Raw genomic sequence first — 25,370 nt, forward strand, 5'->3', positions numbered from 1 at the left:
CAGTTCCGGTGGGATGGATGGGTTCACGCTGATTCCTTCGCTTTGGCGTCGTGGTAGCGACACAACGATCAGGGGTGGCCTACCAGCTATGCACTGGGGCGTCCTCTGTGTCGTCGACACGGGCGGGGTACCTTGGTCTGCAACAGAGCAGGATCCGGGTCGTTTTAGTCCCTGTATGCCTGGTCCGCCCTGGGGGCGGCGCAGATGTCTGTGCCTTACGTGAAGAGGCGGTCGTCAGCTTCGACGAATCCGAAGCCCTGGAGCATGTACACGAGGGCCCGCTGTAGTAGCTGCTGTCGCTCAGTACGTTCCAGCATCGGGGACACGGTGATCGTCACTGCCATCTCTGGCAGCGAGCTGCGGTCGGTTGGCCCAAGTTCGCTGAGGTCGATCAGGGCGCCGAGGTGGGCCCGGGGCTGGTCGTGGGGCCCTTCCGTGCTCAGGCGCAGTTCAACGGTGGGTGCGCTTGCCCATCGCATCGTCGCAACGTCACACGTAGCCGCTGGCAGCAGGTCGGCGGCTGTTTCCCAGGCGGCGAGCAGGAGGGACTCCACCTCTTCGAGTGCGAGGTTGGTCGAGGTTCCCGTGGGGAGCAGTGCGGCCCAGGCCGCGGAGTTCTGGATCAGGAACTCCGCACAGGTCACTGTCGGCTGCTTGGCGCCAGGCAGGGAAGCCATGACCGCCGCGGTCAGAGCTGGCTGTCCGTCCGGGGCGGCGATGTCTGCCGAATAGCTGAGAGAGTCGAGCGCGTTGCGGTGTGGTCCCAAAATCCAGTGGGCTGCGGGGAGGTCTGCCGCCCTCCGCAGCGACAGTGTGGTCACCGCGCCGGCGAGTGGGCTGAAGGGGAGTTGGCCTGTGAGGTCACGGCGGTGGGTAGTGGTGACGCTGTCCGGGGCGGTGTCCCAGGGCAGCGTCACCACGGCCCGAATCCGCAGCTGGGGGGCGGGCTGGGTGGCGGTCCAATTTGTTGCGGACCGTGTCTGGTTGAAGTCCAGGGCTACTTGGGGTTCCCACCGCCATCCGTGATCTGTGAAGACCAGCAAGCCTGGGCCCCAGTTGCCTCCATCGAGGGCGACGCGGGGTACGTCCGGGTCGAGCACTTTGGGGTCGGTCCCGGCAGTAGTGGGGTATCCGACGGCAGCAAGCGGGTCGCCATCCCCTGAAGGCCGCCCTGCATCCTCAAGGGCAGCCCAGAGCGGCTCGCTCACGGCGACGGCCCGGCCCTTTCGCAGGCTGAGCACCCAGCCGGGGCCAGAACCCGCCGCGGCTGCGAAGTGCTGCACAGCGGTGGCGCCGGACAGGTATGCCTCGCTGGTCGGTGCTCCGAGTCCGGCCGTCCGGAGTTGGCCGTAGGCCGCGCTCAGTTCGCGTTCGTGCCTCGCCAAGCCCTGGCCTACACGCAGTTGCTGGTCGGCGGCATCGGGTACCGCTCGGGGATCGGCTACGGTCGCGGGCGTGCTCGAGCTCGTGGTCGTGACTGTCTGTTCTGGTACGAACAGCCGCTCGTTGAGGAGGCGCAGCAGGGTGTCGTAGGCCTCGAAGAAGGCGTCGCGGAGCGTGTGCAGGCGAAGCTCATCCTTGCCGCGCTGGTGCTCGCGGAGAACGAACGTCCAGGCGTCTTCCTGTTCTTCTACTGGGAGTTTCTCGGCTGCCTGGGTGTCTATGCGGTCGGCGAAGAGGAGGTCGATCATCGCTTCGCTGAGCTCCATGACGGTGCTTCTGCACGCCGTTGCCGCTCCGCGTAGCTCGGCGTCGATGAACTCGAGCCGGTCGATCTTGAAGGCATCAGCGGCTTCGTGGAAGAGCCTGTTGATTCGGCCGCTGACGACAAAGAAGTCCTGGGTGCGCAGTGTCTTGAGCCAGTCGGCATATGGAGGCAACACGTCCAGGATCCGCGCGGCCTTTGCGCTGTCCCCCCACGGCGCGGGGGGTGGCTCGGCTGGGGCGGGCACCGGCGCCATGGTGGTTGGGGCCACGGGTTCTTCGTGCTGTTGGGCGTCGCGGAGGTGTTTACGAAGGGCGAGGTAGGCGGGCGCCTGGTGTGATGCGGGCTGGATGACGGTGGAGTGATCTCCCGGCAGCATGGAGACGTTAGGAAAGACGCCTTCGGCGGAGGCGCGCACGACGATGTTGTCCTGGAGTCCGCCGAAAACCCAGAACGGGATGTGGCACGAAGAGGGCTCGGCCGTTCCCGGGGCGGCCTGGACGATCTTGTTGAGGACCGTGCGTTGGGCGTCCTTCACACCTGGGTCGAGCGGCTTCAGCGCACGCACTTGAGGGTGTTTGCTCAGCCATACGCTGCGGAGTGACAGCAGGAAGTCGGAGCCATCGTTGGGGCAGGCGAACAGCAAGACGCTCCGGATCTTGGCGAGCTCCTGGCCCCGTCCTTCACTGATCATCCGTGCGAGGTAGCGCTGCACGATGAGCCCGCCTTGGCTGTGGGCAACGAGGACCAGGCGGTCGTGCTCCGACGCTTCGTAGAACAGGAACGCCTTCAACCGCTCGGCGAGGTCGTTGTAGTCGGGCGTGCGGCGGTCGGGCCGGAGACTACGGAACTTGGGGGACGCGTAGCCGAATCGTCTCACCATGATGGAGGCGGCCAGTTCCTCATCGGATTCGAGGAGCTGGGCGAATGGGTCCCATGTCGCCTCAGACGAGAAGAGCCCGTGGATGAACACCACTCCGAGTCTGGTGGTGCCTTCGCTCACTTCGCCTCCATGTATTCCCCACAACTCCTCGTACGTGGCTGATTGTTGCGCATTGTGAGTGCTGCCCTGTGTGGTGGTCGGCGGATGCACATGCACCCGCGGGCCGGACCAGTGTGGAGAACTGGTACGGCCCGCAGGGCATCGGCTCGCGCAGGGGAGTTCGACGGTCCCGATCCCGGGATGTGCTGTGTGCGGTCCGCCCGGATGGTCAACCGGCCAGCGGGGCGACTCCTTGCCGGCAACGCCAACAATTCAGCAGCCCCGGGGCCGGTCAGGGTCACAGGGGCGGCCGGATGGAGCGCAGCCGGTCGGCTACGTCGTACACCGTCAGTCGCAGCCCCCGAATGTCGGCGATCAGGTCCCTCCACGGATCGAAGGAGTCGTCGATTTCCTCCCCGGAGGCCCGGATGTAGGCCACCGCCACGCCATACGCGAAGTACGCGTTGCGGGCCGGCAGCGGGCGCAGCAGGACCAGCTGCTCCAGCAGGGCGGCCGCCCGCCAGTAGGCGTCGGGCTCGCCCATGTCCAGTTGTGGTGTGTTCACCCGGTGCCGGGCGACGGCGGCCACGAGGCCGGAGTAGTCCCGGACCCCGAGTTCCTTGCCGAGCAGTTCTTCCTGTCGGTCAAGGAGCCATCGGATGTCGATGTGCAGTTCCAAGGGTCAGGCTGCCCGCCCAGCGGTGTTTCGGCGGGGTGGGGCGTCGTCGGGGAATGCCTCGTCGAACGCCTCGGCCAGGCCGGGGCGAGCGATGATGTCGCGGAATACGGCCGTCGCCTTGCTCAGCTTGATTTGGTTCTCTTCGTCTATGGCCAGCTCGGCCAGGTAGGCGCGCACGCTCTGTCCGCGGGCTGCGGCGACCGCTGCGAACCGGTCCCTGGTCTCGGAGTCGACCTTTACGGTGGTGTCAGCCATACCTCGAGTATGCACCCACGGGTACCTTCGCGAATACCTATCACCGGACTGCGGCTTTCCGATCACTGTCCGTCGTCGACCAGCTCCGGCAAGAGGTCGCCGCGCACCCGCCGGACACGCGGACGATGTCGATACCGGCCGAACTCCAACCGCGGCTGGTCGACCTCGACCTCCACCACCACCTCCGGCCTGACCGGCCAGAAGCGCACCGGATCCGCGCCGGGCAGCCCACCCACTGTGCCCGGCAGCTCACGCATCTCCTCGCCGGATGCGTGCAGGAACGGTGCCACGGCCAGGCGGACCTGCTGAGCGAGCGGCAGACTCACGCCGACCGCCCGCATGCGGCCGCCCGTTGGCCGGCCCAGCACGAGGGCCTGTGTCGCCGGCGTCGTTCCGGTCACCCCGATGACCACAGCCTCGGTGGTGTGGCGCTCGCGCCACTTCACCCAGCCCGAGGCCAGGCCAGCGGCGTACGGTGCGACGGTCCGCTTGCCCACCAGGCCTTCCACACCCGCGAGTGCTCCGACCCATTTGAGGGCTTGCCCACGGTCCTCGGTGGTCGGCACCGCGCGCAGGGTGACCGGGCCGCCCTCGAGGAGACGCAGCAGCTCGGCGTGGCGCTCGGCATACGGGCGGAGCCGCCAGTCGGTATCACCGACGGCAAGGACGTCGAAGAGGGCGACGTGCACGGTGAAGTCAGCGCCGCGTCGCGGGCCTCGGCGGCCAGCCCGGCTCTGCAGCCGGTCGAAGGCCACGCCGGAGCCGTCGTTGAGGACCGCGACGAGCTCACCGTCGAGGACGGCGTCCGGCACACCAGCGCCAGCGTCTGCGACGTCGGAGAACTGGCGGGACAAGTCAGTGCCATGCCGACTCCACACCCGTCGGGTCGCGGTATGGATCTGACATCTCCAGCCGTCCCATTTCGGCTCGAGCATCCAGCCCAGCGAGTCGGGGACGGCAGTGACTGCGCGGGCCAGAGCCAGCGGCGCGGGCAGAGCAAAGGGCGGCACCAGGACCTCCTGCGGGACCTTCAGCGTAGGTCGGTTCCCCTTCACACGCGCCCCGGGACCAGCAGAAACAGCACCTCGGCGGTCCGTCGGCCTGCCTCACGTACCAGGCAGAGCATCGGACTGGGCTTCACGGGCTGCCTGCCGCTCACGACGCTGAGCCCGCCCCTGCCAAGCAGATCAGACAGAGCCTCCGGAGACAGTTCTCGGCCGGCCGCGCGGGCGAGCAACTGGTGTCACCGGACACTGCAGCACCCGCTCAGACGGGTTCGACGACGATGCACTTCTGCTGGTGCAGCTTCGTCATGACCTCCGGCCAGCGTTCACGTCCAGGGCGGGACCAGCACATGGCCCATGCCGGCTCATCAGCCGTCCGGATCACCGTGGCGAGAGAGTCGAGAATCTTCAGTACGCGTGGAGTGCCGAGGGGAACCTTGCCCCCAATGCGTGCCCGGCTGATCTCGTCCTGGTCTCGCTCGGCGTCCAAGTCCCGGAACCGCTCAACTGCACTCTCACTGCGCAGTACACCGTTCTGGTGGGTCAGCAGGTGTCGCAGTTCCCTGGCCCATGTCACCTCGTCGGTCTCGACGTCGGTTCCAAGCACCTTGTGCGCGGTGACCAGGGTCTTCCATCCCGGCGACTCGAACTTCGGCGGGGAGGCCAGTTTGATGGTGTGCTTCTTGCCCTCCATGATGAGGGACGAGCCGAGGGCTTCCTGCAGCGCCTTCTCCAGGTACACCTCGAACGCGGTGACGGCGTTCTTCACGACAGATGCTGCGGTGATCCACGCGTAGGAGTGAGGCCAGAGTCCGTCGACCGCATCCTCGAATATGTCGAGGTGCTCGTCTCCGTAATGCCGGTCCGGGTCGAAGCGTGCGGCGAAGGACTCCTCGGCCTCGTCCCAGGTCTGCTGGTAGGCCTTGTCCGACCACTGGGCGGATAGGCGCAGGAAGGCACGGTTCTCCCGATCGTTCCACTTCCAGTCATCGAACGCCCGACTGACCGTGCCGCTGTCCTCGTTCCACGTCATAAGGCGAGGTTAGAGAGCCAACCTCGGCCGCCCCAGTGGATTTTCGGGGGGGGCAGGCTTCGCTCGTCAGCCGGTCAAGACGACCGGCTGACGTGGCGTTCGGCTCTCGGCGACCGCGGCAACCAGGTCAGCAAGTCCCCGCGGGTACACGGTTTCGCAGGTGGAACGGAGCTAGGTCTCCGTCCACCAGCGGTACTCACGGATGTTGTCGGGTTGCGTGGCGTATGCCGGGATCACGTCGGCCGGGGAAACGCGCGCGAGGAAGTACCGCTCGACCTGGCGGACTTCACGCCCGCCCGCCAGGTGGTCCGCGCTGCGGTTCGCGAGGTGCACGCCCAGTTCGATCGCTGTCTCGTCGATGCCGAGTTCTTCGCCGAGTTCGCGGAGGATGGCCGTGGCGTGGTCCTCTCCTCCCTCGAGGGAGCCGCCGGGCGTGGCCCAGAAACCTTCTCTGCACCAGTCAAGCCAGCCAGCGTATCGGTGACCTTGGGAGCGCGATGAGAAGCCGTGTCGCATCCTCTTTGCGCAGGTCAGGGCGGCGAGGTGCGGCGGGGCTGACGACGGCACCGTTCGGAAGAGCGTCGTGACGGGAGCAAGTAGCCGCGCCGACAGGCGCGTCAGGTGTCGTCGCCGGGCTGCTCGTCGTCGTCCGCAGTGAAGATGTGCGGGTGCGTCTTCTGCAAGGCTGCGTACGTCCACTCGATGGTGCGGTTCACCAGGGCTTGCAGCTCGGCCGCGAGCGTCTCCAGGTCGGCCACGGCGAGCGGCCTCGTACGGAATCCGTTCTTCGGCCTGCGGTTCATCGCCAGCAGGTCACCGTCCACCTCACCCCACGCCCCGTGTATGTAGGTGTTTCTGCTCGCCAGGTGGGGCTCCGCATCCTTGACGATCTCGCCGAGTTCGGTGAGCTCCCCCGGGGTAATCTCGGTTCGCTGGGCGGCGATCGCCTTGACGGTCGGCAGCAACCTGCCCGCCGTTTGGGACGCGAGTGCATCACGAGTCGCTTGCGCCGTGGCGAGCATCTCGCCCGCGAAACGCATCACCATCTCCAGGGACGCCGCCTGGTAGACCATGCGCCCGAGGGCGGCCTCGATGTCCGTCGTGTCGCGCGGTGTGCTCTGCTCAGCCGTCATGGACACACACTCTCACCAAACATCGGGACCGCCCGCGGCCGCGGGCGTCGTGGCGGGAGCGGATCTCCGGGGAGATCGTGAGCCCGTCGAAATCCAACTCCCGTACGGCGGCGCCGGTATAGAGGGTGTTCCACACCGCCGCGTTCAGCGCCATGCCCAGCGCGCCGAGCTGGCCCTCCATCCCCGGCCTTGGTACTGGTGAGCTCGCGTATCCATCTGTCGCCAGTTCTCGGATGATCCGGGACGGCTGGTGACTGTGTGTGGTTACTGGAAGGTGCGCGGTTCGCAGGCGAGCTCGACGGCCTTCTCCCACTCGGGGTGCCTCCGCCGCAGGTCGCGGTGGTCACCGTAGAGGCTCTAGCACCCTGACGAGCCGCCAGACGAACAGAAGTCCGACAAACCGCGGTCTCGAAACGGAACAGTCGCTACCGAGATCTGTTGCTCGATCGGTCCTGGCTAGACCTCACCGCAGAGCAATTACGCAGCGCTACGTGTACGTTCGCCGCATAACTCGTAAGCGGGTCGGGCAGCAGATGCACTGCCCGACCCGCCCGATTCTCGTGGCTCTCTGCATGGAGCTACGACGCGAGCTCGACCCGCACGCTGATGAGTCCAGCGTTGTTTTCCCGGCACGTGTCATTGATCGTCAGGGAAACCGTTCCGTCAGCCGGCGCGGTGAACGTGCCAACATCACCGTTCTCCGCATAGCTGACGGGACTACGGAACTCTCCAACGCCAGCGAGCAGTTGACCGGACGGCAGATGGTCGTCCAGCTTGCACTCAGACGGCTCGGCGTTTGTGGTGGAGGGGTAGCCGGCTGGCCCGACTCTGTTCGGCTTCAGATGGGTGTTGTCCTTGTCGACCGTCCAGGACCCGGACAGGTGGGTGATCTTCACTTTCTGCCCCTTCTTCACAGGCAGAGTGGTGTCACGCCAGCCTCCGTGAGCGGATGCCGTGGAGCTGACCGTGACGGTCACAGCCTTAGCGACAGGCCGCAACGAGATCAGTCCTTCGCCGGTCAGCTTGAGGGTGTATTCCCGGGCGTAGCCACCGGTGTACCTCGTGTGCCCGCACACTGTGCCGAACGTGATGGCGCCGAGTTGCCCGGCGCCGCCAGCAGCCAGGAAGGCACGGCTGAGTAGATCCCCCTCGACTCCGCACCAGGCCATTCCCTCTGCCCAATCGCTGGGAGATACCGTGCCTGTGGAGCCCTTTGGGGCCTCGAAGGAGGCGCAGACAGGGTCAACCGGTCCTGGACCGCCCCAGCAGTAGGACTGGGCCCGCCCCTTCAGCTCCTCGGGGAGATAGGGCTTGCGGGGGCCCAACACTGCAGACGCCACGCCGAGGGCTGTCGGAGGACCCGCTTGGTCAAGGTCCGTGGGGCGACGTGCTGCGTCCGCGCTGCTGTCGAAGCGCGGATCGCCCCACAGCAGGACTTGGTCAATGCGGGAGAGCACGTCCTGCCTGTTCAGCAGCTTTACTGCGCCGGCCCTGGGCGGCGTTTCATCTGCCAGTGCTTCACCCACGCCCCAGGCGCCCAAGGAGTGCGCTGCGAGGATGAACCTGTTGTTCTTGCACTCGGCGTAGCGATTGAGAGTGGAGACGATAGCGTCCCTTGCCCTGTCTCTGCCGTCCAACAGCGGTTCCGGCAGCTCCAGCGGAGACGGCCGAATACCGAAAGACGCCAGTACTGCTTGGTTGATCGTGGAGGTCTGCCCGAAGGTTTCACTGAACTTGGGCGGGGCGACCGGGAGCCACTCCATGGTCAGGTTTTCCGCTCCGACAGCGTCCCGGATTTCGGGTATGACGTTGTCCCGTATGAAGCCGACCTCCTGTGGGCGCTCGGGGTTGAACACCTCCGGGGGGGAATACACGCCGCGGACGCCGATGAAGACGTAGTGAGTGTGCTCGGGACAGTCTGCCTGCTGTTGTGGGGCCGTGCGGGGACGTGAGGTCTTTCCCACGGTCGTCGAGCCATGGGCGCTGATAGCAGTCGCGGTGATGAGCCCGCAGGTGATCAGCGTGGTTGTGCCACGTGTGAACCAGCGATGGCGGCGTATTCGGCCGCCGCTGGCATTGGTGCTATTGGGAGACAAATTCTCACCTCCAGGGAGTACCCCCTCGAGTGAGACGCTACCTAGCGTAGCGGCTGGTGGCCGTGCGTTGCTGGACCGAATGGGGTTCGGGGAGTATCCGAGCAGGGATGACCGCTACGGCGTTCAGCTTGCTGAACAAAGGGTGGTTGTGGGTGTCAGCGTTTGATGCGGCTGCGGATGGCGAGTGCTGCCAAGGCGAGCAGGGCGGGCTCGGTGAAGCGGCTGGCCATCTCTATGTAGGTGCCCCAGGTGGTGAGGTCCTGGCCGCTGGAGCGGAACACGACGGAGTTCAGCACCACTTGTACGGCCTTACGGACCAAGCTGTCACCGAATGTTCAGGAAACTGAACGCCATACCGGGAATCCCTGCTCCGCTACCAAGGCCGATCCCGTCCCGGTAGCAGGGCCGCAGCTCGCCGACCCGCCCGAAGAAGAACCGTCGGGCCAGCGCGTGGCGGCCCTCGCCGATGTTCAGCTGGGCGCCGATCATCCTGTGGTACGCCTCGGACTCGATGAATTCCAGCAGGTGAAGCGTCTTGAAGATACGGCCGTAGGTGGCGACGGCGTCGCCCAGGCCGGTCATCCGGTCGCCGTAATAGCGCCAAGCTGAGTGATGAGCGCTTACCCGGCCAGTTCGATCGGCGTGGTGGGCGGGCCGCTTCGGAGGTAGTCGATGATGAGTTTCGCGAGGCCGAGTGGATAGATCGTCTGAGCCGTCTCCTGCATCTCGCGCAGGCTCCACCACTGCCAAGCGCGGATGTCGTCAGGCTGGCTGGCCCGGGCGGGGTCGATCTCTGCAGCGTCCACGACGGCCACGAAGTATTTCTCTGCCTGCCGGGCCGCCTCGCCTCCGACAAGGTGGTCCTTGGTCCGGACTGCCAACTCGGGCCCGACCTTCACGTTGATCACCCCGAGTTCTTCCTGCAGTTCCCGGTGGGCAGCATCGAGGTGGGTCTCTCCATGTTCCAAGGACCCACCAGGCACCGCCCAAAAGCCCCCGTTCTCCTCGTATCGGAGGAGAAGTACGCGGTCTTCACGGTCCAGGACGATGACGCGGGCCGCCTCTCGAAGGCGTGGTGTGGTCATGCCTCCAGCTTCACAGAGAGCGCTGCCGGCTGGGGTCAGTCTCGGCGAGCGGCCGCAGGGTTCGGTAGGCCGAGATCGACGTGCTGGCCGAGTCGCTGGGACCGCAGGGCCTCGATCCGTTTCGCCTGTAGAAACGAAATGGTCAGATCGATGCCTTCGATCTCGCCGCGCCAGCCTTCGTGTTCGGCCCGCTCGCGACGCTGCTGGAGATCTATTTCTATTTCATCAAGCCGAGGAATCATTTTCGGGCCGATTTGCAACATTGGGCAACGAATACAAGCATGCTCATGCGCGCACGGTGTCCCATATGGGCGGACGCAGGATCCGAGCTCAACTTCTCTCTTGTCGAAATGCTCTTCGAACTCGTCCCATTCCTCTCCCGTCGCGGCTCGGTATTCTTCTTGAGGCCGAAGGGCACGGCGGCGCAGGAGGAATTCCTGATAGTGCCGCACGACATCCTCGTTGAAGACGGTGACGTATCCGCGCGTCGTTTGAAGATTGAGATGTCCGAGTAGAGCTGCGCCGATATGGATGGGCAGGCCGCTGTTCACGAGCTCCGTCGCGAACAGCCTCCGAAAGTCATGCGGCGTGAAGACCAACCCCTGGAACTCGACATGCTGCTCAGCCAGGGCTTCGCACCGTCGGCTCAGGAGTTTGAGGACCCGCTGAGGGCTGATGACCGCCCTGGTGCCGCCCCTCTGCCGCTGGAACAGGAAGGGCATGGGTGCGGACCAGGTCTTTTCATGCTGGTCGTAGCGACTGAGTAGCGGGATTTTCCTGCCGTTTCGGGTGAGCCGCCGGATAATCGCGGCGATGACGTGGAACAGCTCCGCTGACATCGGTATGACGCGTTCACGATCTGTCTTTGATGGGGCTATCACCAGGAGTGCGATGACCTCACCATTAGGTCGTTGGTACTGACGTACGCTCAATTGCGAGAGTTCGACGAGTTCTTCGATGCGAATCCCTGTATGGCGAAGCACCTCAACCGTCGCCCACTCCCAGAAAAGCGACTCTTCCGAGGCGGTGACATCGATCAGCTCATTGGACTCGGTGTCGCGCACATGAATGATGGGAGCGCCAGCGAAATCGAGAGGCCCTCGACCGTTCGGCGGTATTGCCGTCCCTTGTGGATGAAGGAAGCACCGGGGGTGGCGGACGATGCGATGGCCAAGAAGCCCTGAGCGTTCTCGAACCGTGTCTCTACATGAGCAACGAGGATCGGCAGCAGGGGTTGGCGCTGCCGGGTCCGGTCATCAGTTCGTTCCTGGAGACGACGACGGCGAGCGCCGAACCCGCGCAGGTCACCGCGCGAGATGGGGCACGGGGCCGCCCAGGCGGCCCACCGCTCGGGCTCTTCCACGGCCCAACTGTGCAGGTCCAGGTAGAAGGAGCGGACCTGCAACAGGATGTGCTCGGCGTCGGTGCGGGGCTTACCGTTCTCACGGAGGCGCAGCTCGGCCTTCCACTGCCCGTAGACGGCCTGATCGATGTGAAGATCATGCTGGCCAGGGTTGATCGCTTCGATCTTCCGCCAGAAGGTGTGGGCGATGGTCCTGGCGAGGTTCTTCAAGAACAGGGCGTGGTCGCGGTGGACCTGGCTCACCTCGTGCCGGCTCACGGCAGCGACGAACTGGTCCACGAGCGGGTCGCCCTGAGCGGGGAGGAACATGCCCTGGTAGCCCATGAACTTGTTGGAGCGGAATGCTTCCAGCGAGGGCTGGATCAGTCGCAGGGCCAGGACGGTCTTGAGGCCCGTGGTGATGAACGCCCTGCGTTCCTTGGTGCTTTCCCGATCGCGGACTGGGGTCTTGGCGTCGTTCAGGCCGCTGGCCTCCCAGCGTTCCTGCCAGGTTCCACCGGGGAACTGATCGAGGTGGCGCAGCAGCATCCGGACGACCAGCAGCCGTCTCTCCCGGGTGGTCTCTGTGCGAACATCCGGCAGATCGCCGGCGAGCTTGCCGATGAGATCCATGTCCGCCTGCGAAAGATCCCCGAACGGCTGCGGACGCTGCCGAACGAGGGGCGGCTGGAGGATCCGGCCAGGAGGCTCGATCGGCGATTCACCATACGCGGCACCGCCGTCGGCGAAGCGGCCTGCTCGGGTGGGGTTACTCACCGAAGACCGCCTTCATGTCGTCGGCCGAGTATCCCGCGGCGTACGTCCGGACCGGCCGAGGGCGCGTGTAGTGCTCTTGGAGCCGGTCGAACATATCCTCAATCCGGACAGTGAGGTACACACCGGTCGTGTTGATGTCTGCATGCCGGAGGATCGTCTGGACCTCAGCCAGGGTCAACGTGCCGCCGTTGGCCATGCGCGTCGAAGCCGTATGCCGGAGATCATGAAGAGTCCAGTTCGTCCCGAGCTGCTCATTCGCCCGCTGCAAGACCCGGCGCATGGCCCAGTAGGTCAAGGCCCGGGGCTCACCGCGGCGAGTTCTCCACAGCGGATCACCGGGTGCGAGCGGATCACCCTCTCTAAGGTAGGCAGCCAGATAACGAAGGCCCTGCGGCGATATGGGCACCCCCTGCCGCAGCCGGGTGCCCTTGGATATCACATAGATCAGCTGCTCAGCCCAGCCAACGTCTTCGGCGAGAGCGCCGAGCAGCTCACTCGCCCGCGCACCACTGGAAACGTAGATCTCCAGCAGCGCACGATCCCTGTTACACCGCATCGCGGCGAACAACTCGTCCCAAAGGCGATCAGGAACCGCGCGGGGTGCTTGCTGAGGCACCTTCTGGCGAAGCCGGCCGCGACGCACAGTCGGCTTGGTCTCCAGCGGGCTCCGATGGCTCAGCGCAGCCCGCTGCTGTCGGGACTCGGGAACCGGATTTACTACCGGTCCGCGGCCACCTATCGCGTGGAAGGCATAGAAGCCGTGGATGACCGTGAGGCAGTGATTGATCGTCCGAGGTGCGTAGCCCGCCTTCAACGAAGGCTTGCCCGTCAACGGGTTCACGACTCCAGGCCGAGTTCCACCTGCTGACCTGCGACGTTGAGGGTTGGGCGCGGACTTCATCCAGCCCACCAGAACATCGAGCTCAGACGGAGTCGCACGATCCCAGGCCACTTCCAGGACCGCCAGAAGACGAAGCCACCGGAGTAGGTCATAGCCGTAGCTCCGAGGCGTCAGCACACTCACGTCGCTGAGCGCGAGATCCTTCAAGTACTCCGTGACCGGTTCGACTTCGGAGCCATCACCCCCGAGGACGACGTAGGGCGGAAACAACCCGCCCGTCCGAACCACCCGGCCCGCTCGCGGGAGCTCGGACTTCCCCTCCAACAGCCGGTGCCTGAGATCTGCCGCCACACCAAGCCCTCCGGTCAACGAGCCCGCTCGGCTCGTGGATGGATCTATTTGGTGCAGTCAACTGGACACCGCCCTCGTCGTAGCGAAGGAGGAGGATGCGCTGGTCCGCGTCGAGGACGATGGCGCGGGCGGCTTCCCTCACGGGCGGCATGGAGGCAGTCACGCGGTCATCGTTGCAGGAGGCCCCGGTCGGGCCGTGCGCTGGTCAGCCGTAGCCGAGCAGGCCCGCTCTTCATCCGGCCGGAGGCGGAAGTCCCCGTTGGACACCATCAGGCTGAACCGGTCGGCGGGCCGCCACCGTCCGCTGAAGCCGTAGTAATTGCCAGGTGCGAGGTCGGGCTGGCCTCTAGCCTGATGCGGTGAGTCTTTATTCGATGTCAGCCAAGGATGTCGTCGCGCTTGTGGAGCGACTCGATGCCCACGGCGTAGATGCGTGTATCGGGGGCGGGTGGGGCGTGGACGCGCTGCTCGGGGAGCAGACGCGAGAACATTCCGACCTTGACGTATGGGCGCCGGCCGCACATCTTGAGCAACTGTTCGTCGCGTTCGCGGAGGCCGGTGTCGACCGGATCTTCCCGTGGCCTGGTGACAGGCCGTGGAACTTCGTCCTGCACGACGGCGTCCGGTTGCGGATCGACTTGCACCTCTACGAGCCGCTCGCGGACGGATCACTGCACTACGGATCCGTGGTGGAGGGCGGTCCTTTTCCAGCTGAGGCACTCGCCGGACACGGTTCGATTGACGGCACTGCGGTGCGGTGCGAGTCGGCGGAGTGGGCGGTGCGCTGGCATACGGGATACCCGGCTCGTGATGTCGATCGCCACGACGTGCCGTTGCTGTGCCAGCGGTTCGGGATCCCTCTGCCGGAGGGCTTCGAGCCGCTGAGCCAAGAGCCCGGTGTAGGCGCTGGGTGACCTTCCTCAATCGGTTTCTCCTCGTACCCGGCGCGGGACGCTCAGGCTTCTGAGTGTCGGGCCTCGCGCAGCAGGGCGAGGAACGGCAGCCAGGTGCAGGTCGCGCACTGTTGCCGGACCTGCGCAGGGGTGAACCATCCGGCAGGCCCGCATTCCGAGTCCGGGGGCGGCTCCACCGGCGGACCGGCGAGGCCGGTCCGCGCGGTGAACATCGGCGTGTACGACACCGGGAACGGGTACGGGTAGCTGTCCGGTGGTTTCTCGTACAAGGTGAACCGTTGCCATCCGAGCAACCTCAGTGCCTCGGCCGGCACAAGAAGGCCCGTCTCTTCGTTGATCTCTCTCGCTGCGGCCCGTCGGGCGTCCTCGCCGGAGTCGATGTGACCGCCGGGGACGTCCCAGCCCCGTCCGGGGAGGTTGACGTGCGTCAGCAGCAGGTGGCCGCGGATCTCGGAGATGAGGCCGAAGGCCGCGGTGGTCAGGTGCTGTGGCGGGTGGAAGTCTGCGCGGACCACCTCCATCAGATGCGGCACCGGGATCCATGGGGCGCTGCCGGTGGCGATGACCTCCTGCGTCATAGGTTCGCTCGCAGGGTGTCGACCAGCCTGGTCGTGGAGTACGGCGCAATCCGGTCGATCGCGTGTACGCGTGCCGCGACCTCAACGGCGGACGCCACTTCACTCGGGTACGCGGTGATGCTCGCGCGCGCGGTGGCGAAGACGTCTGGGCGCAGGAAGCGGATCTGGCGGTCGGCGGTGGGCTCGTCGTAGAGGAACACCCGGTCGACGCACCCCAGAGCGCCCACGAGGACGGCGCGTTCGCGTTCGCCGACGATGGGCCTGCTCGGGCCTTTGAGGTCCCGGACCGACTGGTCGCTGTTCACCCCGACGACCAGGAGGTCACCCAGCCGACTCGCCTCCTCCAGGAACGTCAGGTGTCCCGCGTGCAGAAGGTCGAAGCAGCCGGTGGCGAGCACGACGGAGCGGGCGGCGGGCCGGCTGCTGAGCCAGTCCCGGATGTCGTCGAGTGGCACCGGGCCGGTTCCGCCGTCGCGTGGCGCCGTCATCGCGCGACGCCCATGAGCAGGTCCCGCGCCGGTGTCAGCTCGACCCACCGGCCGTCGTCGGCGGCCGAGGCATAGGCTCCGTCGATCACCAGGGATGTCGTCAGGGACTCGGCCAGCAGCGGTGCCGCCTGTTCCGGGTGCCGTGTTGTGGTCAGGAAGTCGGCGAACATCGCGGCGAACCAGTCGGGGTGCCTGGGGTCGTCGAAGTTCGATCGCAGGGCCGCACGGTGCGGCTGGCCGTTCAGGCTGTACTGGACGTCGTCGTTCTCCACGGTGACCCAGCCGCCGCTGCCGATGATCGAGTAGTAGCTGTTGCGGTAGCCGGCCGACCAGGTCACATCCAGTTCGATCTGGACGTCGTCGTCGCACCGGATAATCAGCTTCGCGGTGTCCTCCGTGCCGGTGTGCCCGTCGTGGCGCATGGCACCGGTCAGGCAGGACACGGCCAACGGGGTGCGTCCGGTCAGGTGGGTCGCCAGGTACACGCTGTGGGGGCCGTGGTCGCGGAGGATCCCGCCGCCGGCGATGACCGGATCGCGCCGCCAGTGCGGGTTCCACTCGGGGACGCCGACGGCGTGGCCCTGGCGCAGGGTGCGGAAGCGGGCGCTGAGGACGTCGCCGAAGCCGGGGCTGCGGACGACCCGTTCCATCTCCGTGAGGATGGGCGCGAACTTGTAGTTGTGGCAGGGGTAGAACACCTTGTCCGAGGCCGCGATCTGGTCGAGCAAGCGGTCGTAGCGACCCTCGTGTGGCATCAGCACCGGCTTTTCACACAGTACGTGCAGACCATCGCGCAGCCCGAGCTCGATGTAGTCGGCGTGGCTGTTGGGCGGCGTGCAGATGTCGATGAAGTCCGGGGCCTCGTAGTCGATCATTTCCGCGTAGGTGGCGTATGCGCGCAGCCCGGCCCTTTGGGCGGCCTCCGCGCGTGCTGGGGTGGGGTCGACGACGGTGGTCACGTCGATGCCTTCGGTCTGGCGGTATCCGATGGCGTGACCGGTCGCGATGGTGCCGTAGCCGATGATGGCGCCGTTCATGAAGTACCTCCGTCACTGAGCAGTTGGAGAAGCCGGCCGCGGTGTGCGGTGAGCTGGACGTCCGAGCGCACGAGGTAGGTGGGGCAGTTGGAGACCGCCGCGTGCAACTGCGCGCGCATCCGTGCGTACTGGGTGGAGAAGGCGCGGTAGTCGCCGCCGCACAGGTCCAGCAGGTCCTCTTCGAGCCGGTAGACGTTGAGCCCGAAGGCGAACTGCTCGACGATGCCGACGGCCTCGTCGGGGGGCAGTTGCTGCACGTCGTGTTCGCTGGCAGCGCGGAAGTCCGCGATCCATACGGCGCGCAGCGGCATCGCGGCGCCCGCGTGGTGGGGGAACGCGTCGTACGGGTCGACGAGGCGCTCGCTCGGGTCGAGGGCCGCGGTGGTCGCCGCATGGTCCAGCCAGGGGCCGGGCCGCATCCGCATGGTGCTCGCGACGCCCTGGACGGCTCCGTCTGCGAGGACCACGTGCGAGTTGGTGATGTACGTCGCGCCGTTGCGGCACAGCCCGGTGACCAGGACGGACTTGCCGGCGCCACCGCGGCCGACGACCAGCGTCGCCCCGTCGCCGGCGGAGAGGGCGGCTGCCTTGAGGAAGAGGCCACCCGTGGTGGCGGTGTGCCGAAGGAGCAGGTACTTCACGACGTACGGCCAGACCAGCCGTTGAAGGTGGTCCCCCACGAGGACGATCCGGTTGCCCGTGCTGGACATGCGCACCGGGGGACCGAAGTGGTCGGTCACGTAGTAGCCGGAGGCGAAGTTGAGGGCGCGCGCCGTGGTGTCGGCGGGCAGGCCGGGATCGGCGTGCGACAGGCACCACAGTTCCACGTCGGGCACGGTGGTGACCGGCATCCGGGCGGCACGGCTGAAGTAGCGCAGCGCGGGGAATTCGGCCTGGTCGCTGGCGATGCGCAGGGTGAGCGGGCCGACACGGACGACCTGATCCGTACGCAGGCACACCGGCCCGGGCAAGGGCGGTTGCGTCATCGTCCTTCCTTTCCCAGGGTCGTGCAGGCCGACCGAAAGGTGCCGGGATCCTGCCGGGCGGTGACCAGAACGTCGATGCGGTCCACCAGTGCGCGGATCACCGCGCGCGGCGCGGTGACGGGCCCGGTGTCGTTGCCGGCGAGAAGCTCGGCGACCTCGGCGACAACGAACTGCCGTTCCGCCTCGTCCACCGCGTCGGCCACGGCCGCGAGCGCGTCGTCGAAGCAGCCGTGCAGTCGGCCCGCGATCAGGATCTCGGTGGTCTTGCGGTCGTAGTCGTCCGCGTCGGTGAGACCGGCGCAGCTCAGGTAGTGCTCGACACGGAAGTTGACCAGGCCCGGATAGCGGAGCAGCCCGGTGACGGGGTCAAGGTCGGGTGATCGGACCTGCCAGATCTGCCGGTCGGTCCGGTTGTAGGTGCCCAGGTCCGGGTCGGTGACGCCGCGCCCGGCAAGGATCGCCGTCACCTCCGGGCGCGGCGGGAACGGCACCCGGCCCGGGGCGTTGAGGTCCCAGGTGTCAGGGTCCAGGTAGCCGTGCAGGCAGGCGCGGACCTGGGCCTCGGGACACAGGACCCCGAGTTCCTCGACTCCGATCTGACCGCGGCAGTAGGCGCCGCGGTCCGCGTGCGGGACGGGGGTGTCGTCGCCGGGGACCTGTGTCTTCTCGAAGTCGACGAGATAGTGCCGGCCGTCGTGCACGAGGATATTGCGGGGACTCAGGTCGCCCCAGCGGATGCCGCGGTCGAGGAGAGCGTCCATCAGATCCCGGTAGTCGCGCAGCAGCAACGTGTGCTCGCCCGGTACCAGCAGCATCGACTCGGCGCTCTCACCAGGCACCCACCGCCAGACGGCGTAAACGTGCCCGGACGCGCCGTCCCGGATCGTCGCGAGCAGGGGGGCGAGCTCAAGGCGCCGACCCCGGCCGAACGTGATCCCGCCGGCGAGCCGGGAGGCGATGGCCCGGTAGGCGACCTGTTCCCGGGCGAACCTGCCGGGTTTGGCCGGGTTGGCGCGTTTGCTGATCACGCGGGTGCCGTCGGGCAGACGCCACGACTTGACGATGCCCTGACGCAGACGAGCGTTCGGCCCGGGCACCTCGTGCTGGCTCTCCACGAAGGGCGAAAAACCCGTGCCGAAGTCGTCCAGCAGGGCACCGATCATGTCCCGGTGCCCGGGATCGGGTACGTAGGCCCGGGTACGGTCGCCGGCCGCCGTCAGCACCTGGCCCAGGTCGCCCGTAAGGCTCACCTCCGCCGTGCCGGGGCGGGCGAAGCGGCGCCGCCCGATCTCGTGCTGCAACCGGGCGCGCTCCCGGGCGTTCTTCGTGGACGCGAGGCGTTCACACAGCCCAACGACGGCGTCGGGCGAGTCCGGCCGCAGGTAGACCGCAACCAGGCGGCAGTCCCCGGTAACCTCACGCAGCCGGGCCGCCACCGTGGCGGAGCGCGCCGGCAGCTCCGCCAGCCGCCCACCGATCAGGGCCTGGACACTCGCTTCGACCCGCCCGGTCGTGTCCCAGGAGTATCCGGGGAGTTGAGCGGCGCGGATCACCGGACACCCGCCCGGTCCACCGTCGGCCAGGTGGCGGGACGCAGTACGGCCGACAGCAGCGCTCCGGACGCGTCCTGCTCGGCCACGCCGACCAACAGGTGCCCGCCCGTCCGGGGGACGCGGTAGCGCAGCCGGACACGACGCCCGGGCAGCAGGTCACAGCTGTCGTGGCCGCCGACAGCGGTCAGCTGTCCATCGGACAGGACCCACTCCGTCCCGATCGCTCCGAAGTCGACCCGGCCACGCTCGGTCGCCGCGTCGGTCGATTCCGGCAGGCCGACCATGACCGTCACTTCGTCGCCGTCGCGGCGGACCTCGACCGTCCAGGGCGGCGCCGGGCGGCCGGTAGCCAGTTCCATCCGGCTTCCGAGCAGGGGGTTCACTGCGGCGAGGTCGAACCAGTCGGGCAGAAGCAGCGCCTCCTCGTCGACCGGAAGCCGCGCCCAGAAGTCCCACCACAGGCAGCGCGGAAACGGTCCGCTGCCGGCCGGTACGGACAGCGGATTCCTCCCGAGGAGCACGGTCGATGCCCAGCCCGCCCAGCTCACCGCGTCCCCCGCGTCCAGCTCCGCGACCAACGCGAGGAACCGCTGCGTGTCGAATGCCTCGTGCTGGACCAGGGCGTGCAGGTCGGCCAGCTCGGCCAGCTTGACGTACGGCTTGGCGCGATGCGACAGCGACCACATGTTGGTGAAGTTCAAGAAGGCGTGGGCGCAGAGCACGATCGCCAGCAGGCAGGGGTCGGGAACGTGGACCCGGCCCACCGTGACGGTGCCGCCGTCGACGAGCAGGCCGTGCCGGATCGGGTGCATCGAGGGAGCACGGCGCGGCTGATACCAGGTCCCCCGCTCCGGGGGTGTGAGGTCCGCGTGCCGCACCGCCCCGTACCCGGGTACCGGAACGTAGGCGTGCACATCGATCTCGACGCCCGCACGGGTGAATTCACCGAGTTCGTGGAGGAACGGTTCCCGGGTGCGCTCGTAGCCGAGCCGGGTCAACGTCTCGATCAGCGGCCCCCCGTCGGCACAGACCAGGTCGATGTCCCCGCACCGCAGCAGATGCTTGTCACCGGTGAGCAGCCCGGTCGCGACTCCTTTGATCAGAACCGGTGGCGGCTGCTGCTCGCCGAGCGCGGCCACGATCCGGTCGACCGCGCGGAGGTGGGCCTCGGCGAGCGCCAGGGTGTCGGCGTGCATCGCCGCTACGGGCCCGCCGAGCCGGTTGCGCAACCATGGCGGCCCGGTGGGAAGGCGCCGGGCCAGACGGCCGCTGAGCGCGTGCTGCCCGATCAGATCGAGCACCACGCGGTCGTCGAAGTCCTGGTCCTCCGGGATGTCGTGCGCGCCGGCGGCCCACCGCAGGACCTGTATGAGGGCGCCCATCACAGCACCACGAACGCGGGGTACGGGGACTGGGGGAACCGCTGGACGCGGTGGTCGGTGAGGTCGATCGCGTTCTTCAGCGCGATGGTCTCGCCGGGGAAGTCCGGGTGCGTGAGCTCGTCGAAGGCCAGGACACTGCCGGCGGGCATGTGCGGGCGCAGCAGGTCCAGGCACGCGCGGGTCGGGTCGTGCAGGTCCATGTCGAAGTAGGCGAGCGCCACGATCGTCTGCGGGTTGCGGGCCAGGTAGGCGGCCAGTTGCTCCGGGGCGTCGCCCTTGCACAGCTCGAACCGCTGGATGTGCGCCATCGGGGCCTCGGCCTCGTGCAGGCGCAGGATCTGTTCCAGGTAGTTCTCGTAGCCGGGGGTGACGCTCATGCTGCCCGGGAAGACGCGGTCGGAGTCGCCGTCCTGGGGGGCCGGGTTGAGGAAGCCGGTGAACGTGTCGAACCCGACGATCGTCCGGTACATGTTGGTCGGCTCGTGGCGGGTCCGGAGCGCCTGGAACACGGACAGGTGGCGGCCCCAGCGGACACCGAACTCGACGATGATTCCGTGGACGCCGAGGATGTGCTGGTAGAGCTGGTCGAGGGTGAGGATCTCGTTGATGCGCTGCGGGCGCATGAAAAGTTCGAGGTGGTCGAGCAGTGCGTCATCGGGGATCGGCCGTTCGGCGAACAGTTCTATGAGCTGGTTCCTGGTCGCCTGTTCCGTGTCGGAGGGCGCGATCAGCCGGGGTGTCGTCACTCGTGGTCTCCTCAGTGCTTCGGCCGAACCGTGTCGGCGAACGGTGAAGGAATCTGCGCCGTCGCCGGCGGGCAACCGGCTTCGGCGTTGATCAGACGGCGTGCGTCGCGGGCACCTCTTCGAGCGCGGCCAGCGCCTGATCGCAGCCGTGCAGCGCGAACTCGATGTCCTCGCCGGTGTGCGCGGCGGACAGGAACCACTGGTGGCCCGGGTGCAGCAGCACTCCGTGCCGCGCCGCCTCGGCGGCGAAGGCCGTGCTCAGCCACTCGCGCAGGACCGGATTGGGGTGGGTGAACTGGAGGAACGGCATCGGCGGGTAGCCGACCACCCGGGCCGGCACCTGATGCTTCTCAACGAGCGCCGCCAGGCTGTCCTGGAAGGCGGCGCCGGCCTTCCAGATCCGCTCCAACGCGTCGGTGTCACGCAGGATCCGGATCGTGGCCAGTGCCGCAGCCATCGGCGCGGGGTCCGCGTAGAACGTCGACGAGATCCGGGTGCGGGCCAGGGCCGACAGCACGTCGGCCCGACCGACGACGGCGGAAATCGGATACCCGTTCGCCATGGCCTTGCTGAACGTGCTCACGTCCGCCTCGACGCCCAGAAGTCCCTGAGCACCGGACAGGTCCACCCGGAACCCCGAGCGCATCTCGTCGAGGACGAACAGCGCCCCGTGCTCGTGCGCAATGTCGCGGATCTTCTGCAGGTGGCCCTCGGGAGCAGTCTCGTCGCCGAACGGCATCATCAGCACGCACGCCACCTGCCCGGGATGACGGGCGAACGCCTCCCGCAGCGTGCTCAGGTCGTTGTAGTCGAACAGCAGTGTGTCGGCGCGGGTCGCTTCCGGAATGCCCGCCGGGATACCTGCTGCCCAGTCGTGCCAGCCGTTGTAGCCCCAGCGGATCACCTTGTCGCGCCCGGTGACGATCCGGGACAGCCGTACCGCCGTACTCGTCGCGTCGGACCCGGTCTTGAGCAGGTAGGCCATCTCCGCGCCTGGCACCACCGAGGTCAGCAGGTCGGTGAGCTCGCTCTGGCGGCGGCTCCACAGCGGAGCGATGCAGTTGCCGTTGCGCAGTTCAGCGAGCACCGCCTCGGTCACCCGTTCATCGGCGTGCCCGAGCACGACGGGCCCGTACCCGAGGGTGAAGTCGACGTACCGCCTCCCCTCCAGATCCCACAGGTAAGGCCCGGCAGCGCGACTGAAGTAGCGCGGATAACGGGTCTGTCCGCTCGCGCACGGCCCGACCACGTCACCCCTGGTGGCCGCCCGCGCATCCGTACGAGCACTCCGGACGTGCCATCGGTCGTCGAGCGCCATGCCCGCGCCCGCGGGGGAACTGTCCGTCGGCGGGGTCAGGGACTGCGCCGGCTGCAAAGATGCCACCGCCTCGTAGGCGGCGCTCCTCTCGTCGATAGGTTGATCCATTTCTCCTCCTTCCTCCTCATCCGGATGGGGTGGTGACTTGAGCAAAAGCGTCCTGGGCATCCCTCTTTCGAACCGGGTTGCGATATCGAAATGAAAGACCGAGACCCCGGCGGGCACAGGCTCACAAAGGGGGCTCACAACGGGGAACGGCCCCTGCACAGCCGCAGTCGCCACTACGCTCAGTTGCCCGGCCCGGTCTGCGGGGTCGGAACATCCAGCCGAATCCGGTCCCCGAGGAGGCATCCGGCATGACGCTCAGTGAGGACTCGGCCGAGACCGCGAACACGGCCCTGGCTGAGCTGATCGACACGGCCAAGATCAGCAAGCACGCGCTGGCCCGCCGCGTGAACACCCTGGCCGAGGAAGCCGGGGACCCCCGCTCCTACACCCAGACCAGCGTCAAGAACTGGACGCAGCGGGGCATGGTCCCCCGCGATCCCGTGCCCCAGTTCATAGCCCAGGCACTGGCCGAACGATTAGGCCGGCCTGTCGACCCGGCCGAGATCGGCATGCCCGCCTCCCGCAGGAAGACCGACGACGTCGGCCTGGACTTCCACCGGGACACCCATACCGCCATCCACAACGCCGCCCGATACTGGAGCACCGTGCACCGCCGTAATCTCCTCACTGGCGCTTTCGCTCTCGGCGCCTACACCACACCGCTCAGCCGGTGGCTCGCAGTCCCCGCGGACCAGGACGCCTCCCACCCCGGCAGCCGCCGCGTCGGCCGCCAGGACCTGGACGCGCTGTGGGCAGCCGCCGCCCACGCGCAGCGACAGGACTCCCGGTACGGCGGAGGCACCCGCGAGGCCTCCCGGGTCGACCGCATCCTGCGCGAGCGTGCCATCCCGCTCCTGCACGGGGGCTACAACGACGCCGTAGGCCGGGAACTGTACGCCGGCACCGCCGAGTTGGCCCGCGTCGCTGGCTGGAGCGCACTCGACATGGGCCACCATGCCCTCGCACAGAGGCACTTCATCCAGGCCCTGAGGATGGCGAAAGCCGCAGGCAACATGAATGTGGGCTGCCACGTCCTGACCAACTTGGCCCTCCAGACGACCCTGCGCGGCTACCCCGACGCGGCCGTGGACATGGCGCAGGGAGCTTACGACCGCGCCCGCCACAGGGCGGCCCCCCGGGTCCTGGCCTTCGCCCGGCTCATTGAGGCCCGCGCGCACGCCCGACTCGGTGATCGCCGCTCCGCCGCGGCCGCGCTCACCGACTCCGAGCGGCTCCTCGAACGCGCGCACACCGCCCCCGGGGACGAGCCCTCGTGGATCGGCTACTACACGCCGGCCCGGATGAGTGCCGACGCCGTCGAGATCCACCGCGACCTGAACATGCCTGACGCCGCTCTGCGGTGGAACGAGCGGGCCACGCCCATGTCCGCGAGCGACTACACCCGGTCCGTCGGCCTGCGCATGACCCTCGTAGCCACTGCCCACCTCCAGCGTGGCGACCTCGACCGGGCCCTCGCCGACGGACAACGAGCCATCGTCATCCTCAGCAGCGTGCGCTCCGCCCGCGCCACCGACTATCTCACCGACGTCGTACGCGCCATGGCGCCATGGCGCCGCGACCCCCGAGTCGCTGGTTTCTCCCAGTGCGCCCGCCAAGCCATCGCCCTCAGCACATCCAGGACCCCGTGACCGCACCCTCCCTTGAGACCAGGCCCCAGTGCAGGATCTGTGCGCACAGACCAGTCAGCAGGTGATCGGATTCGTGCGTTCGGGCTCAGCAGCGCCACGATGACGGGGAGCACGACCGGGTTGGCCACGAGGGGCAGGAAGGTGTCGTCCAGGGCCACGAGGCTGCGGAAGCCGTCCTTGCCGTCGGCACTGCGATCGCGCCCGGTGACGCGGTCACTGGCGAGCAGACGCGTCGCCGCCGCGGCGGCCTGCTTGCGCCACTCTGGTGTAACGGTGTCATGCAGGACGACATATCCGTTTCGGTCGAAGGCGTCTAGGATGTCCGGATCCGGTAGGGATGCCGTGTCGAGGATCATGAGCTGCTCTCCTTGAGCAGTTGCGCGGCCCGGGCGCACAGAGTGGCGGCCGAAAGGCCGCAGTGCTTCGGCAGGCCCTCGGGGGTGACGGGGTGGCCGGGCTCCTGGTATCCGACGACATGGAACCGGTGGGCCTCACCGCGGGCTGCGAGGAGCGCGCTTACGGTGCCGACATACGTGGGAACGGCCATCAGGACGGGTGTGTCGTTGCCGAACAGGCGGGCGAAGGCCCTCTCACTGAGAGCGTACGGCCGGTGCGCGGCGGAGCCGAGGACGGCGAGGTCGTTGACGTGGACGTAGCGGATCCTGTCCTCGGGGTGTGAGCGGCGCAGCGCGGCGACGGTGGCCGTCAGCTCGCGGGCGGGGACGTCGCCGGTCGAGGCGAGGATGATGTCCGGGATCCCGCGGTGGCTGAGCTGGGGCCCGACGGCGGCGCCGTCGGTGAGCTCTTCGCGGAAGGGGTCCGGCGGGAATGCGGGGCCAGGGTGCTTGTCGGTGTTCAGGAAATTGACGCGGTCGCGGCCGGAGAGCGTGACGGTGAGCACGGCCGTGGCCCGCGTCGCGTCCGCCGGGGTGTAGACGTGCACGAGGCTGTCCTCGGTGTCCAGCTGGGACGAGGCCAGGCCGGGGTTCTGGTGCGTGTACGTGTTGCGCCAACCGACCGAGGTGATCAGGTAGTTGACCGAGGGCAGGACGCCGTGCCCGGCGCGGTAGCGCCGTCGACGTCCGCGCGCAGCGAGTTCCCGACGTGCAGTAGCTGCCGTGGGCTGAGCCCGGAGGCGTTCTCGACGGCGGCGAACGCCGCACGTTCCGGTTTCACCGCGCCGGTCTCGGCGGAGTAGAACACTTACTGACTTCGGCTCGTCAGGGTGATCTTTGTCGATGTGCCTGTTGGGCCAGGGGTGCGGGCTGTATTTCGTGCTGTGTGAGATATGCGGATGGGGGCGGGCTGACCGCTGCGGGGCGGCAGCG

25 protein-coding genes and 1 pseudogene are annotated in these 25,370 nt (G+C 67.5%); 2 read left to right on the forward strand and 24 right to left on the reverse strand.

Annotated elements, in window-relative coordinates; translation table 11 throughout:
- Positions 1-215: 215 nt before the first annotated feature.
- The 15 genes and pseudogenes from ACFPIH_RS46010 to ACFPIH_RS46080 form a co-directional block, all read right to left on the reverse strand.
- Positions 216-2,708 (reverse strand): alpha/beta fold hydrolase, encoded by a 2,493-nt coding sequence (locus tag ACFPIH_RS46010; protein ID WP_381185024.1) that lies wholly within the window; start codon positions 2,706-2,708, stop codon positions 216-218.
- Between the two features lie 277 nt (positions 2,709-2,985).
- Entirely contained in the window at positions 2,986-3,366 is a 381-nt protein-coding gene (locus ACFPIH_RS46015) for a toxin Doc (RefSeq protein WP_381185027.1), read from the reverse strand.
- 3 nt (positions 3,367-3,369) lie between these two features.
- Entirely contained in the window at positions 3,370-3,621 is a 252-nt protein-coding gene (locus ACFPIH_RS46020) for an antitoxin MazE7 (RefSeq protein ID WP_381185030.1), read from the reverse strand.
- Between the two features lie 62 nt (positions 3,622-3,683).
- On the reverse strand, positions 3,684-4,631 hold the full coding sequence (locus ACFPIH_RS46025; RefSeq protein WP_381185033.1) for an ATP-dependent DNA ligase: 948 nt from the start codon (positions 4,629-4,631) through the stop codon (positions 3,684-3,686).
- A gap of 256 nt (positions 4,632-4,887) precedes the next feature.
- A complete protein-coding gene (locus ACFPIH_RS46030; protein WP_381185036.1) occupies positions 4,888-5,658 on the reverse strand; it encodes a hypothetical protein in 771 nt (256 codons plus the stop codon).
- Between the two features lie 171 nt (positions 5,659-5,829).
- Positions 5,830-6,174, reverse strand: coding sequence for an NUDIX domain-containing protein (locus ACFPIH_RS46035; protein WP_381185039.1), 345 nt, complete (start codon positions 6,172-6,174; stop codon positions 5,830-5,832).
- Between the two features lie 101 nt (positions 6,175-6,275).
- Entirely contained in the window at positions 6,276-6,791 is a 516-nt protein-coding gene (locus ACFPIH_RS46040) for a hypothetical protein (RefSeq protein WP_381185042.1), read from the reverse strand.
- Positions 6,781-6,972 (reverse strand): hypothetical protein, encoded by a 192-nt coding sequence (locus ACFPIH_RS46045; protein ID WP_381185045.1) that lies wholly within the window; start codon positions 6,970-6,972, stop codon positions 6,781-6,783. Before ACFPIH_RS46045 ends, ACFPIH_RS46040 begins: the two co-directional genes overlap by 11 nt.
- 397 nt (positions 6,973-7,369) lie before the next feature.
- Positions 7,370-8,887 carry a hypothetical protein gene (locus tag ACFPIH_RS46050; RefSeq protein WP_381185048.1) on the reverse strand — a complete coding sequence of 506 codons (1,518 nt, stop codon included), beginning with the start codon at positions 8,885-8,887 and terminating at the stop codon, positions 7,370-7,372.
- A gap of 155 nt (positions 8,888-9,042) precedes the next feature.
- Positions 9,043-9,195, reverse strand: a pseudogene (locus tag ACFPIH_RS46055) (pentapeptide repeat-containing protein); the annotation flags it as partial.
- A gap of 16 nt (positions 9,196-9,211) precedes the next feature.
- A complete protein-coding gene (locus tag ACFPIH_RS46060; RefSeq protein WP_381185051.1) occupies positions 9,212-9,469 on the reverse strand; it encodes a Tn3 family transposase in 258 nt (85 codons plus the stop codon).
- A gap of 38 nt (positions 9,470-9,507) precedes the next feature.
- Complete coding sequence (locus ACFPIH_RS46065) at positions 9,508-9,972, reverse strand: NUDIX hydrolase (protein WP_381185053.1); 465 nt, start codon at positions 9,970-9,972, stop codon at positions 9,508-9,510.
- 35 nt (positions 9,973-10,007) lie between these two features.
- Complete coding sequence (locus tag ACFPIH_RS46070) at positions 10,008-11,036, reverse strand: tyrosine-type recombinase/integrase (protein WP_381185056.1); 1,029 nt, start codon at positions 11,034-11,036, stop codon at positions 10,008-10,010.
- Positions 11,009-12,091, reverse strand: a complete 1,083-nt coding sequence (locus ACFPIH_RS46075; RefSeq protein ID WP_381185059.1) for a hypothetical protein — start codon at positions 12,089-12,091, stop codon at positions 11,009-11,011. The genes ACFPIH_RS46070 and ACFPIH_RS46075 overlap by 28 nt, the downstream gene beginning before the upstream one ends.
- Entirely contained in the window at positions 12,084-13,283 is a 1,200-nt protein-coding gene (locus ACFPIH_RS46080) for a tyrosine-type recombinase/integrase (protein ID WP_381185061.1), read from the reverse strand. Before ACFPIH_RS46080 ends, ACFPIH_RS46075 begins: the two co-directional genes overlap by 8 nt.
- 374 nt (positions 13,284-13,657) lie before the next feature.
- Here ACFPIH_RS46080 and ACFPIH_RS46085 point away from each other — a divergent pair, with 374 nt between their 5' ends.
- Positions 13,658-14,197: a nucleotidyltransferase domain-containing protein gene (locus ACFPIH_RS46085; protein WP_381185064.1), complete on the forward strand. Its 540-nt coding sequence runs from the start codon at positions 13,658-13,660 to the stop codon at positions 14,195-14,197.
- Between the two features lie 41 nt (positions 14,198-14,238).
- On the opposite strand, the gene ACFPIH_RS46090 is transcribed toward ACFPIH_RS46085, so the two are convergent.
- From ACFPIH_RS46090 to ACFPIH_RS46125, 8 genes are all read right to left on the reverse strand, one after another.
- Entirely contained in the window at positions 14,239-14,775 is a 537-nt protein-coding gene (locus ACFPIH_RS46090) for an NUDIX hydrolase (protein ID WP_381185067.1), read from the reverse strand.
- The gene (locus ACFPIH_RS46095) at positions 14,772-15,263 is read right to left on the reverse strand and encodes an adenylyltransferase/cytidyltransferase family protein (RefSeq protein ID WP_381185070.1); all 492 of its coding nucleotides are present in this window, start codon (positions 15,261-15,263) and stop codon (positions 14,772-14,774) included. The genes ACFPIH_RS46090 and ACFPIH_RS46095 overlap by 4 nt, the downstream gene beginning before the upstream one ends.
- Positions 15,260-16,300: a Gfo/Idh/MocA family protein gene (locus ACFPIH_RS46100; protein ID WP_381185073.1), complete on the reverse strand. Its 1,041-nt coding sequence runs from the start codon at positions 16,298-16,300 to the stop codon at positions 15,260-15,262. The genes ACFPIH_RS46095 and ACFPIH_RS46100 overlap by 4 nt, the downstream gene beginning before the upstream one ends.
- Entirely contained in the window at positions 16,297-17,286 is a 990-nt protein-coding gene (locus tag ACFPIH_RS46105) for a hypothetical protein (RefSeq protein ID WP_381185076.1), read from the reverse strand. The genes ACFPIH_RS46100 and ACFPIH_RS46105 overlap by 4 nt, the downstream gene beginning before the upstream one ends.
- Positions 17,283-18,839 (reverse strand): protein kinase family protein, encoded by a 1,557-nt coding sequence (locus tag ACFPIH_RS46110; RefSeq protein ID WP_381185079.1) that lies wholly within the window; start codon positions 18,837-18,839, stop codon positions 17,283-17,285. The genes ACFPIH_RS46105 and ACFPIH_RS46110 overlap by 4 nt, the downstream gene beginning before the upstream one ends.
- Complete coding sequence (locus tag ACFPIH_RS46115) at positions 18,836-20,221, reverse strand: nucleotidyltransferase family protein (RefSeq protein WP_381185082.1); 1,386 nt, start codon at positions 20,219-20,221, stop codon at positions 18,836-18,838. The genes ACFPIH_RS46110 and ACFPIH_RS46115 overlap by 4 nt, the downstream gene beginning before the upstream one ends.
- Entirely contained in the window at positions 20,221-20,967 is a 747-nt protein-coding gene (locus ACFPIH_RS46120; RefSeq protein ID WP_381185085.1) for a class I SAM-dependent methyltransferase, read from the reverse strand. The genes ACFPIH_RS46115 and ACFPIH_RS46120 overlap by 1 nt, the downstream gene beginning before the upstream one ends.
- A gap of 91 nt (positions 20,968-21,058) precedes the next feature.
- The gene (locus tag ACFPIH_RS46125; RefSeq protein WP_381185087.1) at positions 21,059-22,393 is read right to left on the reverse strand and encodes an aspartate aminotransferase family protein; all 1,335 of its coding nucleotides are present in this window, start codon (positions 22,391-22,393) and stop codon (positions 21,059-21,061) included.
- 248 nt (positions 22,394-22,641) lie between these two features.
- On the opposite strand from ACFPIH_RS46125, the gene ACFPIH_RS46130 reads away from it, so the two are divergent.
- A complete protein-coding gene (locus tag ACFPIH_RS46130) occupies positions 22,642-24,042 on the forward strand; it encodes a sporulation protein (protein WP_381185090.1) in 1,401 nt (466 codons plus the stop codon).
- 352 nt (positions 24,043-24,394) lie between these two features.
- On the opposite strand, the gene ACFPIH_RS46135 is transcribed toward ACFPIH_RS46130, so the two are convergent.
- Positions 24,395-25,330, reverse strand: a complete 936-nt coding sequence (locus ACFPIH_RS46135; protein ID WP_381185098.1) for a phosphoketolase family protein — start codon at positions 25,328-25,330, stop codon at positions 24,395-24,397.
- Positions 25,331-25,370: the final 40 nt, after the last annotated feature.

Origin of the sequence: Streptomyces vulcanius (genome assembly GCF_042653945.1) — a bacterium.
Taxonomy (GTDB): domain Bacteria; phylum Actinomycetota; class Actinomycetes; order Streptomycetales; family Streptomycetaceae; genus Streptomyces; species Streptomyces mangrovi.